Consider the following 16,307-nt stretch of genomic DNA (forward strand, 5'->3'; position numbering starts at 1 on the left):
AACCCCGCCGCCAAGACCGACCCGGCCTCGCCCATCTTCGGCATGCCCATCCTCGATGTCGAGAAGGCCAAGACCGTCCTCTTCATCAAGCGCGGCATGGGCTCGGGCTATGCCGGCGTCGAGAACGAACTCTTCTTCAAGGACAACACCATGATGCTCTTCGGCGATGCCAAGAAAATGGTCGAGGAAATCATCAAGGGGTTCTGAACGAGGCCTGGCACTCCGTCGCGTCTCATATGTGCCGATCATGGGGCTGCCATTGCGAGCTCCGCCAATCCCGCGAATTGGCGGAACTCGCAATGACGGCGAATCCAGCCTAACAATACAACGGCAAGTATAAGGCTCGGGAGGAGGACGCGATGCGGCAATGGCGGCACTATTGGTGTCCCGGCACCGGTTCCCTGGTGGTCGACGTCGCCTTTGCCTGGGCGGGGATCACGCCCGAGCGCATCCTGATCGATACCGACAAGGGCGAGCAGCAGGCCCCCGATTTCCTTGCTGTCAACCCCGCCGCGCAGGTCCCGGCGGTGATTCTGCCCAGCGGCACGGTGCTGACCGAAACGGCGGCGATCCTGCTCACCATCGACGAAGCCTCCGCCGGTGCCGGCCTGCTGCCGGCCGCGGGCTCGACGGCGCGCGCCATCTCGCTGCGCTGGCTGATGTTCCTGGCGACCAACGCCTATCCGGCGGCCTTGAGGACCTATTATTCCGATCGCTTCACGGCCGATGGCAGCGAGGCGGCGAAGGCCGCGGTCGCCGAAGCGGCCAAGCGGGATTCCGACCGTATCTTCACCCTGCTCGCCAATGAGATGGTCGGGCCTTTCCTGCTCGGCGATATCGTCACCATCGTCGACGTCTATGCCGCCATGATCGCCGGCTGGCATGAACAGGCGCGGGCCTTGCCGGCTTTCCGGACCTTGTACAAGACCCTGCAGGCCCATCCGGTGATCGGGCCGGCCTGGCGCCAGCACGAAGGGCGGCCGGATTGATCCGGGCTTGATCCTTCAAAGGGCTTTGACGCGAGGAAGGCAGGCGCTACATCTTGCTGCCCCGATCAAGTCGTAAAACGCCATAGGCAACAACCAAGAAGACGGATTCTCATGACAGACCTGACCTTGCTGGGCGACATCGGCGGCACCAACAGCCGGTTTGCCCTCGTCGTTCAGGGCCGCACCGATTATCGCAGCGAGCGGCATTACGAGAACAAGCGGTTTCCGACCTTCCGGGAGGCGATCGAAGCCTATATCGCCGATGTCGGCGAACGACCCAATGCCGGGGTCGTCGCCATAGCCGGGCCGGTGGCGGGCGAGATGGTCGGGCCGACCAACCGGCAGAGCTGGCTATTCAATCCGCCGACCCTGGCGGCGGAGCTGCGCTTTGCCCGCCTCGACGTGATCAATGATTTCGAGGCCGTCGCCCATGCCTTGCCGCATCTGGCGCAGGCCGACACCACGGTGATCGGCAGCGTCTCCACCGCCGTGGCCGGTGGCAATATGGCGGTGCTCGGACCGGGAACGGGGCTGGGCGTCGGCGCCCTGGTGCGCGGCGGCTCGCGCTGGATCGCGGTGCCGTCCGAGGGCGGGCATGCCGAGATCGGCGCGCCATCCGGGAACTGGGCCAAGGCGCATGAACTCATCCGCGGCAAGATCGGCCGCGTTTCGGGCGAGCATGTATTGTCGGGCCCGGGCCTGCAGCGCATCGATACCGCGCTCGCCACCCTGGCCGGCCATCCCGCCGAGCGCAGCGCCGCCGAGATCGGCACGGCGGCTGTGGCGGGGGCCGATCCGGTGGCGGTGGAAGCCACGCATCTGTTCTTCGACTATCTCGCCCGCTTTTCCGGCGATGTTGGCCTGATGTTCGCGGCCAAGGGCGGCGTCTTCCTCTATGGCGGCGTGGTGCAGAAGCTCTCGCCGCTGATGGACGAGGCCGCCTTCCGCGCCGCCTTCGAGGCCAAGAGTCCGCTGGAGAAATTCCTGCGCGAGATCCCAATCCGCCTGATCACCCATCCCACGCCCGGCTTGATCGGCTGCGCGGCGGTGGCGGCGCATTGGTAGGGATGGCAAAGTGGGGGTGCGACAAGCCTTCTCGCCTTGCGGGTGTCGTTAACTCTCTTGAGTTGACTAGAGCGTATCTTGTTTAAGTTGGTTCATAGCCCGCTGCCTGGAAGTAGTTCGCGCATTCGGCTGGGCTGAAGAGGTGGATGATCGAGCCGACTGCCTCCCATAGGGCATCGATGGTCCTTTCGGCCTTTGCCCGTAGCAGCGCCTTGAGTTTGGAGAACGCATTTTCAATTGGGTTGAAGTCGGGGCTGTAGGGCGGCAGATAGAGCAGGCTCGCACCTGCCGTCTCGATCGCATTACGCACGCCGGCGGTCTTGTGGGCCGGCAGGTTGTCCATCACGACAACGTCGCCGGGCTCAAGGGTCAGGACCAGGACCTGCTCGACATAGGCAAGGAATACGTTGCCGTTCATGGCGCCGTCATAGACGAAGGGCGCGGTCATCCCGGTCAACCGCAGGGCGCCGGTGAAAGTGGTCGTTTTCCAATGACCGTGGGGAACGCCCGCCCGGCAACGCTCACCACGGGGCGCTCTTCCACGCAAGCGCGCCATCTTCGTCGACAGCCCCGTCTCATCGATGAACACGAGCCTTGCCGGATCGAGATCGAGTTGACCGTCGAACCAAGCCTGGCGGCGTTTCAGGATGTCGGGCCGATCCTGCTCCAGTGCATGTGCGGACTTTTTTTGAACGTCCAGCCATGGCCACGAAGCCAGGCGCTCAGGGCACTGCGGCTGATCCCGACCGATTGCTCGGTCTCCAGCCGCCGCACCATCTCGTTGAGCGTGATGTCCTTACGTTCCTCGATCAGCCCGACGATGAAGGCTTCATGCACATCGAGGCTGGAGGAGCGGCTACGGCCAGGCCGCCGAGGCGCCAACTCGCCTACCTTCGCTCGTGCTATCCAGCGGATCGCACTCGAAACGCCGACACCGAACCGCGCTGCAGCCCGACGCGCCGACATGCCTTCTGCCGAGGCCTTCAGGACCCGTGACCGTAGATCTCCGCTCAGGGCTCTTCCCATCATCAACCTCTCCCACAAGGCAGATGTTGAATCAGCTCACAAGCCACCTGTCACATCACAATCGATTCATCGATCGCAGGACATGCTCTAGAGGTGGCGCGAAGCGCCGGATGAGGCGAGCCGATACACCGGCATAGGATCATGAGACCCCTCATCCGCCTGCCGGCACCTTCTCCCGCAAGGGGAGAAGGAGATCTTTGTGAGAGACCGATCAGATCGTTGTCGTGTCAGCCTTGTCCCGTCCCGGGCTCCTCAGCACCCTGAGCAGGATGAACACCGCCATGGCGGCGTGAATACCGGCATTGTGGAGATAGAGGCCGGGATCGCCGAGCCAGTGCATCACATAATAGGCCGTGATCGGGCCGAGCACGGCGCCGATGCAATAGAGGAACAGCAAGGCGGAGGCGACGCCGACGGCATTCTCGCGGCCGGTGATGTCGTTGGTATAGGCCGAGCTTGCGTAATATTGCGTGGAGATGATGCCTCCCAGCACGAAGCCGGTGATCACGAAGGGCCAGCCGACCAGGAGCTTGCCGGACCAGTAGATGCCGATCTCGACCAGGGCGGTCAGGGCGGTGAGGCCGATCAGCACCTTGCGCCGGTCGAAGGCGTCGGAGAGCCGGCCGACCGGGAACTGGAAGGCGGCCGAGCCCAGGGTAATGGCCGAGATCAGCGTGCCGGTCTGTACCCCGTCCATGCCGAGCTTGGTGGCGTAGACAGGAGTGAGTGACCAGAAGGGGCCATTGGCGAAGCCGATCAGCGTGGCGCAGACGAAGCCGACCGGCGTGGTGCGCAGGAGCCAGAGAAGACGCATGCCGGCCCGGCGTGTGCCTTTGGGCGGTGGGCCATCCTCGATCAGCAGCAGCGGAGCGAGGCAGACGATGACCACGGCCGCAGCGATGCCGAAAATGGTGAAGGCAGCCGGATCGCCCAGCCGCATGAACTGGTTGCCGATCGCCCAGCCGCCATATTGGGTGATGGAATAGAGGCCGAGCAGGCGCCCGCGGATGCGGTTCTCCGCCTTGCCCTGCAGATAGCTTTCGACGATGGCGTAGATGCCGGCCAGGAAGAAGCCGCGCAGGAAGCCGATGACCACCCAGGCATGCGGCTCGACCAGGGTGCCGGCGACCAGGATCATCACCGCCCCGCAGATCGACGACAGGCCGAAGGCCTTGATATGGCCGAAGCGCTGCACCAGGCGCGGCGTCAGGAAGGCGCCGGCGAGCATGCCGCCGAAATAGGCCGAGCCCATCAGGCTTATGGCCAGCGCCGGGAAATGTTCGAGCTCGGCGCGCACCGGCAAAAGAGTGGTGAGAACGCCATTGCCGGCCAATACGCCGGCGACGGCAACCAGCAGGGCGGCGATGGAAGCGTAGGGGGAACGCAAGGCAGCGAACTCGTGGCAGGAGAGAGGTGGAAGCGGAGAAGAGGTGTTGGAGAAGGCAGCTCAGACGGCCGGCGCCGCGCTTTCCGGAAGGAAGGGCGGGCGCGAGAAACGGCGGATCAGCCAGGAGCGGAACAGGGCGATCTCCGGGCGATCGAGGTCGTCGGGGTGGATGGAGAGGTAGTAGCCATAGCCGTCGTCGACATGGATATCGTAGGGCCGCACCAGGCGGCCAGCCCGGATCTCGTCCTCGAACAGCACGGGATCGACCAGCGCCAGGCCTTCGCCCGATAGGGCATATTGCACAGCGAGCTGGGCGGTATCGAAGACGAGGCCGCGATCGAGCGATCCCGGCGCGACATGCGCGGCTCGGGCGAAGTTCTGCCATAGGAAGGCGGGAGGGCGGCTGTCGAGCTTGACATGCAGGAGGTCGTTGGCGGCGAGGAAGCCGGCGATGTCGGTCTTGTCGCCCCGCGCGGCGACGTCGGGATGGCACAGGATGGTCAGCTTCACCATCCAGAGCAGGTCGAGTACCTGCGGTGCTACCCGCGGCGGGGTGTAGATCACGGCGACGTCGGCTTCCCGCTCGGCAGCGCCAGGCACTGGGCGGGAATCGATGTCGAGCCTGAGATCGGGGAATTCGGCCCGGAAATGGCGCAGGATCGGCACGGCGAGGCGCTGGGCGAAGGTCGTCGGCAGCAGCACCCTGAGGGAGCGTTGCGGCTCGCCGCGTTCGCGCATGATCTCCTCCAGCGTGGTGTCGATGCGCTCGAAGGCCTTCTCGACCACGGGCAGGAGGCGCCTGCCGGCCTCGGTGAGTGCCGGCTGCGGCGGCTTGCGGTCGAACAGGGGCACGCCGAGGAAGTCTTCCAGGCCGATGACATGGCGGCTGACGGCGCTTTGGGAGACCAGCAGGCTCTGGGCCGCACCGGTGAAACTGCCTTGCCGCCCCACCGCCTCGAAGGCTCGCAAAGCATTCAGCGGCAGCCAGCGCCTGTCCATGATGTCGAGCCCTGTTGATCGTGGCGATCGGGAGAAAATCGCATCCTCTTACATCATCCGGTTCGGCTGAACTCAATGTTCTACGCGCGACCTGGACGAGGGGCATGATGACGCATGGAGGTTAGTGCCACAGGAGGAGAGGCGTCTGCGGCTCACGACGTTTCGGTTCGCGAACGGCGACACCCGCTGGTTTTGGCGCAATGCGGTTCATTGAAGGGAAAAACGCTTCGATGTGTCATAGCCGGGCTTGACCGGGCTATCTTCAAGCCCCGACCGCAAGATGCTGGATTGCCGGGTCGGGCCCGGCAATGACAAGGATCGTACAAATCCGGAAGATGTTTAAGCGAACCGTCTGGGGCCTTACCGGGGGGATTCCACCGAATCGCGACATCTGAGCACAGGGCTCTCGCTCGCCTCGAGCCGGGGACGGTGCTATAGCCCCTCTATCAGCTCTGCGTTGCTGCCTCGCGTACCCCTCCATGCCCCCCCTTACTCCCCCCGATTCACGCCCTCTGACCGGCATCGCGCTGGCCTCGGTTGGCTATTGCCTGTTCGCCATCCAGGATGCCGCCGTCAAATGGCTGGTGGCGAGCTATGAGGTGCCGCAGATCCTGTTCCTGCGCTCGGTCGTCATCCTGGTCGTGGGCATGGCGATCGCCTGGCGCCAGGGCCAGCCGCCGATCTGGCAGAGCCGCAACAAATGGGCGCTGACCTCGCGTGGCCTGCTTTTGCTGATGGCCTGGCTCAGCTTCTACAATGCCTCGCGCTATCTGGGCCTGGCCGATCTCACCACCATGTATTTCGGCGCACCGGTGATGGCGGTGGTGCTCTCCATCCTGATCCTGAAGGAAAAGGTCAATATTGCCCGGTGGCTTGCTGTGATCGCCGGTTTTTTTGGCGTGATCGTCGCGGCCGATCCCTCGGGCCGGCCTGACTTCCTGCCGGCCGCGATGGTGCTGTTCGCCGCCTTCTGCTGGGCCTGGGGCACGGTACTGATCCGCCTGATCAACCGCTCCGAGAGCACGGCCAACCAGATGATCGCCACGTCGGGCCTGTTCGTGCTGGTGTGCGGGGCGGCGCTGCCCTTCATCTGGAAGACGCCGGATGCCATGGGCTGGGGCCTGATGCTTGGCCTCGGCCTCGTCTCCGGCATCGCCCAGTACCTGCTCTATGAGGGCTATCGCTACGCACCGGCCTCGGCGCTGGCGCCGGTGGAATATACCGGCCTGGTCTGGGCCTTCATCTATGGCTATCTCCTCTGGCAGGATGTGCCCAAGCCCCATGTCTTCGCCGGCGCGACCCTGATCGTCGCCGCCAGCCTCGGCCTGGTCTGGTGGGAGGCGCGCGCGGCGCGGCTGCGGACGGCCTGAGCGGCGATGGAGCCGCAGGGAAGCTGCTATCAGCCTTTCTTCTTCTTGGCTGCACCGTGCCGCCACGCCATCGCCAGCGCCTCCTGCAATTCCGCTTCGCTGGCGGCTGAGAGAGTAAGCGTGGTCCAGCCCTGCCGACCCCAGGCATTGGCAACAGGGCGGAAGACATCCGGGGCGAGCAGGCATTTGAATTCCCGCTCTTCCGGCGTGAAGAGGAGATTGGCGCCGAGGCCGTCGGGAGCGAGGGTGGCGTAGATGCGCACGGCCCTGAAGGCGGTACGCTCGAAATGCGGCGCCTCGCTGGTACCACCCAGGGACAGGGCGATCCGTCTGAAATCGTCAGCATCGGCCATGATGGGTTTTCCCCGCTATTGTGGGGCGAGCCTATCCTTTTGCGGGCCGCGTCGACACCGCCTTGCCAAGGTTGAAGGGGCTGGCTAGGCAAGGATGATGAAGTCCATGCTCCGCCTTGTCCTCCTTCTCCTGTTTGCCGCCGCGACGGTCCCGGCTGTCGCCGCCGCGCCGCCGGCCAAGCGCCATCTTGCCTGGGTCGGCACCGGCGTGCAGAGCGAGCGTGGCGCGCCGCCCAGCCGCTGGCGCATCCATCTCGTCTTCGACGGCCATGGCAACGCCCGCATCGACTATCCCAGCCTGCATTGCGGCGGGGTGCTGATCCGGCGCAGCCAGCACGGTGCCATCGTGCGCTATCGCGAACATATCCGCTATGGCCGCGGTACCTGCATCGACGGCGGCACGGTGACGGCCTGGCGGCGCGGCAACCGGCTGTTCTGGCGCTGGAGCGGGGTGAACACCCGCTTCCCCGGCATCAGGGCGCGAGCCACGCTGGTACTGTCGCGGCACCGGGGGCGCTAGGGGCGGGGGCACGCGGCAACAGGAGCTGTTTGGTCGGTGGCGTAGCCCCTCACCTCTATCCTCTCCCCGCAAGAGCGGGGCGAGGGGACGCAAATGTTGTGTATCTCCTTGCCGCACTGCGTCTCGCTCAACGGTTGGGCGAGGTAAGTCGATTTCCGCATGAAGCCCGACGCCGATGCCCTCCTCGCCCCGCTCTTGCGGGGAGAGGATACAGGTGAGGGGCAGCGCTACCCGGCGGAATCAAGGGCCGTTTTCGGCGAAAGCCTCAGCCGACCCGCGTCTTCGCCAGCATCGTCTCGTCCAGCGCGTAGCCCATGCCGGGCGCCTCACTCAGCGTGATCATGCCCTCGCCGTCGACCGCCAGGGGCTCGGCCATCATGAAGTCGCGGCGCGGCAGGCTCCATTCCGGCGGGTCGTAGGGGAACTCGATGAAGGGCGCGTCGGCGAGCCCGGCGGTGAGGTGGCAGTTGGCGGCGACGCCCATGCCATTGGTCCAGGTATGCGGCGTGAAGGTCAGGTTGTTCTCGGCCGCCATCGCGGCGATGCGGCGCAGGCCCGTGATGCCGCCGACCAGGGCGGCATCGGGCTGCAGCACGTCCAGGCAACCGTCGCGGATCAGGTCGCGGAACTCGTAGAGCTCGCGCGTCATCTCGCCGCCGGCGATGCGGATGTCGACCATTTCGCGCAGGCGCCGCATGCCTTCCCGGTCGGAGCGGTGCAGCGGCTCCTCCATCCAGTAGACGCCAAGCCGTTCGAGTTCGCGGGCGACGGGGATTGCGTCCTTGAGCGTCCAGGGCGCATAGGCGTCCCAGGACATCCGCCAGCCCTGGTTGCAATCGACCATGAGGTCGAGCCGGTTGCCGATACGGGCCCGCACGGCCTCCAGCGCCTTGATGTCGGCCCGCCAGTCGCCGCGATGGAAGCGGATCTTCAAGGCCTTGAAGCCGTGGCCGAGATAGGCCTCGGCCGCGTCGGCGAGTTCCTCGGGCTTCCTCAGCGTGCCCGAGGAGGCATAGGCGGCCACCTTGTTGGAGAGGCCGCCGAGCAGCTTCCACACCGGCTGCCCGGTGATCTTGCCGGCGAGGTCCCACAACGCCAGGTCCAGCGGCCAGCAGCGGCCGTAATGGAATTGGATGTTGGAGAGGATGCGGTAATGGCGTTCGATCGCCATCGGATCCTGGCCGATGAAGAAGCGCTCATGGCCCTCGAAGCCGGTCATGGTGTCGCCCGAGCCGTAGCCGGTGAGGCCCTCGTCGGTGGTGACCCTGACGATGGTGGCGTCGAAGGCGGTGCGTGGCTTGGAATCCCAGCTCGCATGGAAGGGCGGGTCGAGGGGCAGGCGGTGATGGGTGATCTCGATGCCGGTGATTTTCATGTTCTTCTCCGGGTGCGCGGACGTCCCGTCCGCCTCTTCCTCAATATCGAGTGCTGCGTTTCCAAGATGCGGACGGGACGTCCGCGCACCCGGAGTTAGGAATACGCCGTCCACACGGTCTTGAAGTCCATGTACTTCTCGATGGCGTGCGGAGAACGGTCACGGCCGAAGCCCGATTGCCGGAAACCGCCGAAGGGCGTGGCGAGCGAGGAACGGTCGAAGCAGTTCACCCACACCGTGCCGGCGCGGATGCCCGAGGTGAAGCGATGCGCGGCGTTCATGTTGCCGGTCCATACCGCCGCTGCGAGGCCGTAGATGGAATCATTGGCCATGCGCAGCGCCTCGTTTTCGTCTGTGAAGGTGCTGACGACCACGACCGGGCCGAAGATTTCCTCGCGCGCCACGCGGTGCTGCGGCTCGACGCCGTCGAGGATGGTGGCCTCGACATAATAGCCGCCGGTCTCCGCCATCACCCGGCTGCCGCCATGGGCAATCGTGGCGCCTTCCCTCGTGCCGATGTCGATATAGGAGAGCACGCGCTCCATATGGCCCTTCTCGACCAGGGCACCCATCTGGGCGGCGGGATCGAGCGGATGGCCGAGGGGGATCTGCTGCGCCGCGACCTTGCCGATCTTGCGGACCAGTTCGTCCTTGATCGAGGCATGGGCGATCACGCGCGAGCCGGCATGGCAGGTCTCGCCCTGATTGTAATAGATGCCCCAGGCGATGCCGGAAGCGGCGGCGTCGAGATCGGCATCGGCGAGCACCACATGCGGGCTCTTGCCGCCGCATTCGAGCGCCACGCGCTTCATGTTGCTTTCGCCGGCATAGCGCAGCATCAGCTTGCCGACCTCGGTGGAGCCGGTGAAGGAGATCATGTCGACGTCTTGATGCAAGGCGAGGGGCTTGCCGGCCTTCTCGCCGAAACCGGGCACGACATTGAGCACGCCGTCGGGCAGGCCGGCCTGCCGGGCGAGTTCGCCGAGGCGCAGCGCCGAGAGCGGCGACTGCTCTGCCGGCTTCAGCACCACGCAATTGCCGGCCACCAGGGCCGGACCGATCTTCCAGGCGGTGATGATCAGCGGATAGTTCCAGGGCACGATGGCGCCGATCACCCCGAGCGGCTCGCGCCTGACGATGGCGAGATCGTTGGGCCCGGTTGGCGCGACCTCGTCGAAGCTCTTGTCGGCGAACTCGGCGTAATACTGGATGCAATCGGCGCAGAAGGGCACGTCGACCGCGAGTGAATTGCCGATGACCTTGCCGACATCGAGGGTTTCGAGCAAGGCGAGATGCTCGAGATCGGCCCGGACAAGCTCGGCGAAGCGCAGGAGGATGCGCTTCTTCTCGGCTGGAGGCTTCAAGCGCCAACGCCCGTCCTCGAAGGCGGTGCGGGCTGCTTTTACCGCTGCCTCGATGTCCTCGGCGCCGCAATCGGCGACCTCGGCGATCACCCGGCCATCGATCGGCGAGGTCTTGGTGAAGGTCTTGCCGGAAAGAGCGGGAACGTAGCGGCCGCCGATGAAGGCACGGCCTTCCGGCTTGAGGGCTGCGGCCTTGGCTTCCCAGTCGGAGCGAGTGAAGGGGGTGGTGAGCATGATACTTCCTGGGACCGCCGGCATCCTGCCGGCTCTTGGAAACGAAAAGCGTGGGGAAAGGGAGAGCCGGCAAGATGCCGGCGGTCCCAGGATCAGGCCTGCGTCAGCACGCGTTCGGCGAAGCGGATCAGATCGGCCTCCTCGATCGTACGGCGGTTGGAAACGCGCATCGCGGCATTCTCGGGCCGGGCCATCTGCTCGGCGAGGCGCGTGGCGGTGATGCCTGCGAATTCGTCGGCAAGCGAGACCTTGATGCCGATGGCGCGCACTAGCTTCTCGAAGGCGGCGGGCAGGTCGGCTGACGATGTCAGCCCCATCGCCCGCGCCGCGGCGGCGAAGCGCCCGTCATCGCCCTCGATGTTCCAGTCGAGGGTGGCGATCATGCCGAGCGCCACCGAGCGGCCATGCTGTACCGGGCGCAGCGAGCCCAGTGCATGGCCGATATTGTGGGCGACGGCGGTACCGCAATTATCGATGGCGATGCCGGCGAGCGCGGCGGCGCGCTGCAGCCCCTCGCGGGCGGCGAGATCGCTGCCCTTGCCGACGGCGTCAGGCAGATTGCCGACGGCGAGGCGGATGGCCTCATGCGCATAGACATTGTTGGCCGGCGTGGCGTTGCCGTTGGTGGTGGCCTCCAGCGCGTGGACGAGGGCGTCGATGCCGGTCCAGGCCGTCAGCACCGGCGGCAAGGAGAGTGTGGTTTCCGGATCGAGGATCACCTCGTCCGGCTTGAGCTCCTCGCCCCAGAGCCAGACCTTGGCCTTGTCCGAGCGGGTGAGGATGGCGGTGCGGGTGCATTCCGAGCCGGTGCCGGAGGTGGTGGGAATGACCAGCGAAACCAAGCGCTTGCGCGGGAAGGGGCGCTTGCACAATTCATAGGCCTCGGCGGATCGCCGGGCCGTGGCGGCGGTGGTCGCAACCGCCGCCACTACCTTGCCGAGGTCGAGCGCGGAGCCCCCGCCCAGTGACACCACCGCCTTCGCCTTGGTCCGCCGCGCCTGTGCGGCCGCGGCATCGGCTGAGGCGATGGTGGGATCGCCGCCGAACTCGGAGAAGACTGAGACGCCGAGCCCCGCCTTGCGCAGCGAGGCCTCGACGTCGTCGATCAGGCCGGTCGCCTTCAGGCCGGGATCGGCGACCAGCAGTACCTGCGCGCCCTTGCCGAGCCTGGCGGCTGTAAGCTCCCCGGCGAGGTCCCGGGCGCCCGGCCCTCCGGTGATGCGTGGCAGATGGGAGAGCTGGTAGCGGGACATGGGAATCTCGAGAAATTGGGGTGCCGGTCTTCAGTCCGGCATGGAACACCGAACCGACCAGGTAAGGCCGGGTCCGAAGACCCGCCCCCCGGACATGTCGGCCCACCAACTCTATCTCTGCTCCCCGCGCGCCGTGTGCGCCTTTATTCGATGGCCCGATCCAAAAAAATGATAGCGCCGTTTCGCCGTGGCGATGCGTCGGAGCGCGCGCTAGGCTGATCGGACAAAAGGATCAGCCTGCCATGCAAAGCCCGATGGAACTTTCGCTCGAAACCTCGGAGCGGCCGCGCCGCCGCGGCCGGGAGGAGCGCCAGCGTGCCGGCAGCGCTGCCCCGACTTCGCGGCCCCAGCCCCGGCGGCCGTTTCCGGCGGTCAACGCCGTCTCGGAGGACCAGCTCGAGGCCATCCATCTCGCCTCGCTGCAGATCCTGGAGGAGATCGGCCTCGACGTGCTGCATGCGGAGGCCAAGGCCATTCTCAAGACCGAAGGCGCCGAGGTCGACCCCAATTCCGACAGGGTGCGTTTTCCGCGCGGGCTGGTCGAATCGAAAATCGGCCTGGCGCCGCAGAGCTTCACGCTGCATGCGCGCAATCCGGCCCGCAATGTCGTGCTCGGCGGCGACCATCTTGCCTTCTGCTCGGTGGCGAGCGCCCCCAACGTGGCCGACCGCGAGGGCGGCCGCCGGCCCGGCAACCGCAAGGATTATCAGAACCTCATCCGGCTCGGGCACACGCTCGACAGCATCCATCTGTGGGGCGGCTATCCGGTCGAGCCGGCCGATATCCATGCCTCCGTGCGCCATCTCGATGCGCTCTGGGATATGCTGACCTTGTCGGACAAGCCCATCCATGCCTATTCGCTGGGCCGCGAGCGCAATCTCGACGCCATCGAGATGGCGCGCATCGCTCGCGGTATCGACCAGGAGACATTGGAGCGCGAGCCCTCGCTCTTCACCATCATCAACTCCTCCTCGCCGCTGCGCCTGGATACGCCGATGATGGAGGGCGTGATCCAGATGGCGCGCCGCAACCAGGTCACCGTGCTCACGCCCTTCACCCTGGCGGGTGCCATGGCCCCGGTGACGATCGCCGGTGCCGTGGCCCAGCAGAATGCCGAGGCGCTGGCCGGGCTGGTGCTGGCCCAGTCGGTGCGGCCGGGCTCACCCTTCGCCTATGGCGGCTTCACCTCCAATGTCGACATGAAGACCGGCGCGCCCGCCTTCGGCACGCCCGAGCAGATGAAGGCGGCACTGGTCGGCGGGCAGCTCGCCCGCCGCTACGGACTGCCCTATCGTTCCTCCAACACCTGCGCCGCCAACACCATCGACGTGCAGGCCGCCTATGAGAGCGTGTTCTCGCTGTGGGGCGCGGTGATGGGCGGGGTCAACCTGCTGATGCATGGCGCCGGCTGGATGGAGGGGGGCCTGCATGCGAGCTTCGAGAAGATGGTGATCGACGCCGATCTCCTCGACATGATCACGCATTTCCTGATGCCGTTCCAGGTCGATGACGACGAGCTGGCGCTGGAGGCGGTGCGCGAAGTCGGGCCAGGCGGGCATTTCTTCGGTTGCGCCCATACCCAGGCACGCTACCGCAACGCCTTCTTCGCCCCGATGATCTCGGACTGGCGCAATTACGAGACCTGGCAGGAGGCGGGATCGCCTACCGGGTACGACCGCGCCAACCGGCTCTACAAGGAGCGCCTCGCTGCCTATGAGGAACCGCCGATGGATCCGGCCATCCGCGAGGAACTGGCCGCCTTCGTGGCGAAGCGCAAGGAAGAGGGCGGCGCGCCCACGGATTTCTAATCCGGGTGCGCGGACGTCTCGTCCGCTCTGCCTGTCCCGCATACGTAACGGCTCCAAGAGCGGACGAGACGTCCGCGCACCCGGAAAGAGGACTTCCCGCCCATGAAATCCCACACCCGTGTCCTCGTCATCGGCGGTGGCGTCGTCGGTTGCTCGGTGCTCTACCATCTCGCCAAGGCCGGCTGGACGGATATCACCCTGATCGAGCGCGCGGAGCTGACGGCGGGCTCGACCTGGCACGCGGCGGGCGGCTTCCACACGCTCAACGGCGATCCCAACGTTGCCAAGCTGCAGCAATATACCGTGGAGCTCTATCGGGAGATCGAGGAACTCTCGGGCCAGTCCTGCGGCCTGCATCTCACAGGTGGCGTCATGCTGGCCGGCACCAAGGAACGCATGGACTGGCTGAAGATGGCCCATGCCAAGGGCCGGTATCTGGGCATGCATACCGAGATCATCTCGGCCGCCGAAGCCAAGAAGCTGATGCCGCTGATCGACGAAAAGCAGTTCGCCGGCGCGATGTACGATCCGCTGGAGGGGCATCTCGACCCCTATGGCACCACCCATGCCTATGCCAAGTCGGCCAAGATCCTCGGCGCCGAGATCGTGCTGCGCAACCGCGTCGTCGACATGGCCCAGCGCGAGGACGGCAGCTGGGACGTCGTCACCGAGCAGGGCTCCATCCATGCCGAGCATGTGGTGAACTGCGGCGGCCTGTGGGCACGCGAATGCGGCCGCATGGTCGGGCTGGAGCTGCCCGTGCTCGCCATGGAGCACATGTATTTCCTCACCGAGGACATGCCCGAGGTCGCCGAGATCAACGCCTCCACCGGCAAGGAGGTGATCACCGCGCTCGATTTCGAGGGCGAGATCTATATGCGCCAGGAGCGCGGCGGCATGCTGCTGGGTACCTATGAGCAGGCCTGCGTGCCCTGGTCGGAGAAGGTGACGCCCTGGGATTTCGGCCAGAATCTGCTCGACCCCGATCTCGACCGCATCGCCCCTTCGCTGGAAGTCGGCTTCCGCCATTTCCCTGCCTTCGAGAATGCCGGCATCCGCCGGGTCATCAACGGCCCCTTCACCTTCGCGCCCGACGGAAACCCGCTGGTCGGCCCGATCAGGGGCCTGCGCAATTACTGGGTTGCCTGCGGCGTCATGGCCGGCTTCTCCCAGGGCGGCGGCGTCGGCCTCGCACTGTCCAACTGGATGGTGCATGGCGATCCCGGCTTCGACGTCTGGGGCATGGATGTCGCCCGCTATGGCGACTGGACCACGCTCTCCCACACCAACGCCAAGGTGCGCGAGAACTATGCCCGGCGCTTCCGCATCCGCTTTCCCAACGAGGAACTGCCGGCGGCTCGTCCCTTCCGCACCACGCCTGTCTATGACCGGCTGGAGAGCCGCAATGCCGTGTTCGGCGACATGAACGGATTGGAGCACGCGCTCTGGTTCGCGCCGTCCAAGGCAGAGGCCAGGGACGAGTTCTCGTTCCGCCGCGCCAACGATTTCCCGCATGTCGCCGCCGAATGTGCCGCGGTGCGCGAGGGCGTCGGCCTCCTGGAGATCTCGAACTTCGCCAAATACGAGATCAGCGGCAAGGGGGCGGAAGCCTGGCTCGACACCATCCTGCCGAATCGCCTGCCGGCCAGGGGGCGCATGGTGCTCACGCCCATGCTGAACGAAAACGGCATGCTGATCGGCGACTTCACCTTGGCCCGCGAGGCGGATGACCGCTTCATGATCTTCGGCTCGGGGCTTGCCGAGCAGTATCACATGCGCTGGTTCCAGGCCCATCTGCCCGAGGCCGGCGTTACCCTGCGCGCCCATGGCCTCGACCTCGTCGGCCTCCAGGTCGCCGGTCCGAAATCGCGCGAACTCCTTGCCCGTCTCGTCGATGCCGACCTGTCGAAGGAGACCTTCCCCTTCATGGCGGTCGGCCGCTTCAATGTCGGCACCGTTCCCGCCCTGATCGGGCGCGTCACCTATACGGGCGATCTCGGCTATGAGATCTGGGTCAAGTCCGAGCACCAGCGCGCGCTGTTCGATCTGCTGATGAAGGAAGGCGCCGGCCTCGGCATCAGGCTCTTCGGCGGCCGCGCCCTCAACGCGCTGCGCCTGGAAAAGAGCTTCGGTTCCTGGTCGCGCGAATACCGGCCGATCTATACGCCCTGGGAGGCCGGGCTGGAGCGCTTCGTCTCGACCCAGAAGAGCGAATTCATCGGACGCGATGCCTTGCTGCGCGCCCGCGACGAAGGCCCCAGGCGCCGCCTCGCCACCTTCGTGGTCGATGCCCTCGATGCCGACGTCATCGGCGACGAACCGATCTGGCGGGATGGCAAGGTGGTGGGCTGGGTCACCTCGGGCGGCTATGCCCATCACGCCAAGGCCTCGGTGGCGCTCGGCTATGTCGAGGCGGCGGCCTTCGACGCCACCGCGCCCTACGAGATCGAGATCATCGGCGAGCGCCGCCCGGCCAGGATAGCGCCCGAACCGCTGTTCGATCCCAAGGGGTTGAGGATGCGGGGGTAGGCAGATCGGAGCGCGGACATCCTGTCCGCTCTTCG

The 16,307-nt window shown here is 66.0% G+C and carries 14 protein-coding genes; 7 read left to right on the forward strand and 7 right to left on the reverse strand.

Going from position 1 to position 16,307, the window contains the following annotated elements:
* From ABXS05_RS29915 to ABXS05_RS29925, 3 genes are all read left to right on the forward strand, one after another.
* Nucleotides 1-207, forward strand: a 207-nt coding sequence (locus ABXS05_RS29915) for an NAD(P)(+) transhydrogenase (Re/Si-specific) subunit beta (RefSeq protein ID WP_367626407.1), incomplete at its 5' end; no start/stop codon positions are given.
* Between the two features lie 152 nt (nt 208-359).
* Nucleotides 360-989, forward strand: a complete 630-nt coding sequence (locus ABXS05_RS29920; RefSeq protein ID WP_311932708.1) for a glutathione S-transferase family protein — start codon at nt 360-362, stop codon at nt 987-989.
* 111 nt (nt 990-1,100) lie between these two features.
* Entirely contained in the window at nt 1,101-2,054 is a 954-nt protein-coding gene (locus tag ABXS05_RS29925; protein WP_367626408.1) for a glucokinase, read from the forward strand.
* 82 nt (nt 2,055-2,136) lie between these two features.
* On the opposite strand, the gene ABXS05_RS29930 is transcribed toward ABXS05_RS29925, so the two are convergent.
* The 3 genes from ABXS05_RS29930 to ABXS05_RS29940 form a co-directional block, all read right to left on the reverse strand.
* Nucleotides 2,137-3,080, reverse strand: a protein-coding gene (locus ABXS05_RS29930) for an IS630 family transposase (protein ID WP_437178710.1) whose coding sequence is annotated in 2 segments (ribosomal slippage) — nt 2,137-2,747 and nt 2,747-3,080 — 945 coding nt in all. Because the reading frame shifts where the segments join, the coding sequence is not laid out codon by codon here.
* Between the two features lie 211 nt (nt 3,081-3,291).
* Nucleotides 3,292-4,467, reverse strand: coding sequence for an MFS transporter (locus tag ABXS05_RS29935; protein ID WP_311932710.1), 1,176 nt, complete (start codon nt 4,465-4,467; stop codon nt 3,292-3,294).
* 60 nt (nt 4,468-4,527) lie between these two features.
* Entirely contained in the window at nt 4,528-5,466 is a 939-nt protein-coding gene (locus tag ABXS05_RS29940) for a LysR substrate-binding domain-containing protein (protein WP_367626409.1), read from the reverse strand.
* A 479-nt stretch (nt 5,467-5,945) separates the two neighbouring features.
* Here ABXS05_RS29940 and ABXS05_RS29945 point away from each other — a divergent pair, with 479 nt between their 5' ends.
* A complete protein-coding gene (locus ABXS05_RS29945) occupies nt 5,946-6,836 on the forward strand; it encodes a DMT family transporter (protein WP_367626410.1) in 891 nt (296 codons plus the stop codon).
* A gap of 29 nt (nt 6,837-6,865) precedes the next feature.
* Here ABXS05_RS29945 and ABXS05_RS29950 read toward each other — a convergent pair whose 3' ends face one another.
* Nucleotides 6,866-7,189: an MmcQ/YjbR family DNA-binding protein gene (locus ABXS05_RS29950; RefSeq protein ID WP_367626411.1), complete on the reverse strand. Its 324-nt coding sequence runs from the start codon at nt 7,187-7,189 to the stop codon at nt 6,866-6,868.
* Nucleotides 7,190-7,295: 106 nt separating this feature from the next.
* Here ABXS05_RS29950 and ABXS05_RS29955 point away from each other — a divergent pair, with 106 nt between their 5' ends.
* Nucleotides 7,296-7,709 (forward strand): hypothetical protein, encoded by a 414-nt coding sequence (locus tag ABXS05_RS29955; RefSeq protein ID WP_367626412.1) that lies wholly within the window; start codon nt 7,296-7,298, stop codon nt 7,707-7,709.
* Between the two features lie 265 nt (nt 7,710-7,974).
* On the opposite strand, the gene ABXS05_RS29960 is transcribed toward ABXS05_RS29955, so the two are convergent.
* The 3 genes from ABXS05_RS29960 to ABXS05_RS29970 form a co-directional block, all read right to left on the reverse strand.
* Complete coding sequence (locus tag ABXS05_RS29960; RefSeq protein WP_367626413.1) at nt 7,975-9,084, reverse strand: mandelate racemase/muconate lactonizing enzyme family protein; 1,110 nt, start codon at nt 9,082-9,084, stop codon at nt 7,975-7,977.
* Nucleotides 9,085-9,179: 95 nt separating this feature from the next.
* On the reverse strand, nt 9,180-10,682 hold the full coding sequence (locus ABXS05_RS29965; protein ID WP_367626414.1) for an aldehyde dehydrogenase: 1,503 nt from the start codon (nt 10,680-10,682) through the stop codon (nt 9,180-9,182).
* A 92-nt stretch (nt 10,683-10,774) separates the two neighbouring features.
* Nucleotides 10,775-11,935, reverse strand: a complete 1,161-nt coding sequence (locus ABXS05_RS29970) for an iron-containing alcohol dehydrogenase (protein WP_367626415.1) — start codon at nt 11,933-11,935, stop codon at nt 10,775-10,777.
* A gap of 242 nt (nt 11,936-12,177) precedes the next feature.
* Here ABXS05_RS29970 and ABXS05_RS29975 point away from each other — a divergent pair, with 242 nt between their 5' ends.
* Nucleotides 12,178-13,743: a trimethylamine methyltransferase family protein gene (locus ABXS05_RS29975; protein WP_367626416.1), complete on the forward strand. Its 1,566-nt coding sequence runs from the start codon at nt 12,178-12,180 to the stop codon at nt 13,741-13,743.
* 102 nt (nt 13,744-13,845) lie between these two features.
* Nucleotides 13,846-16,272 carry a GcvT family protein gene (locus ABXS05_RS29980; RefSeq protein ID WP_311932721.1) on the forward strand — a complete coding sequence of 809 codons (2,427 nt, stop codon included), beginning with the start codon at nt 13,846-13,848 and terminating at the stop codon, nt 16,270-16,272.
* Nucleotides 16,273-16,307 lie beyond the last annotated feature (35 nt).

The sequence above is a fragment of the Labrys neptuniae genome, from assembly GCF_040797145.1.
Taxonomy (GTDB): domain Bacteria; phylum Pseudomonadota; class Alphaproteobacteria; order Rhizobiales; family Labraceae; genus Labrys; species Labrys neptuniae.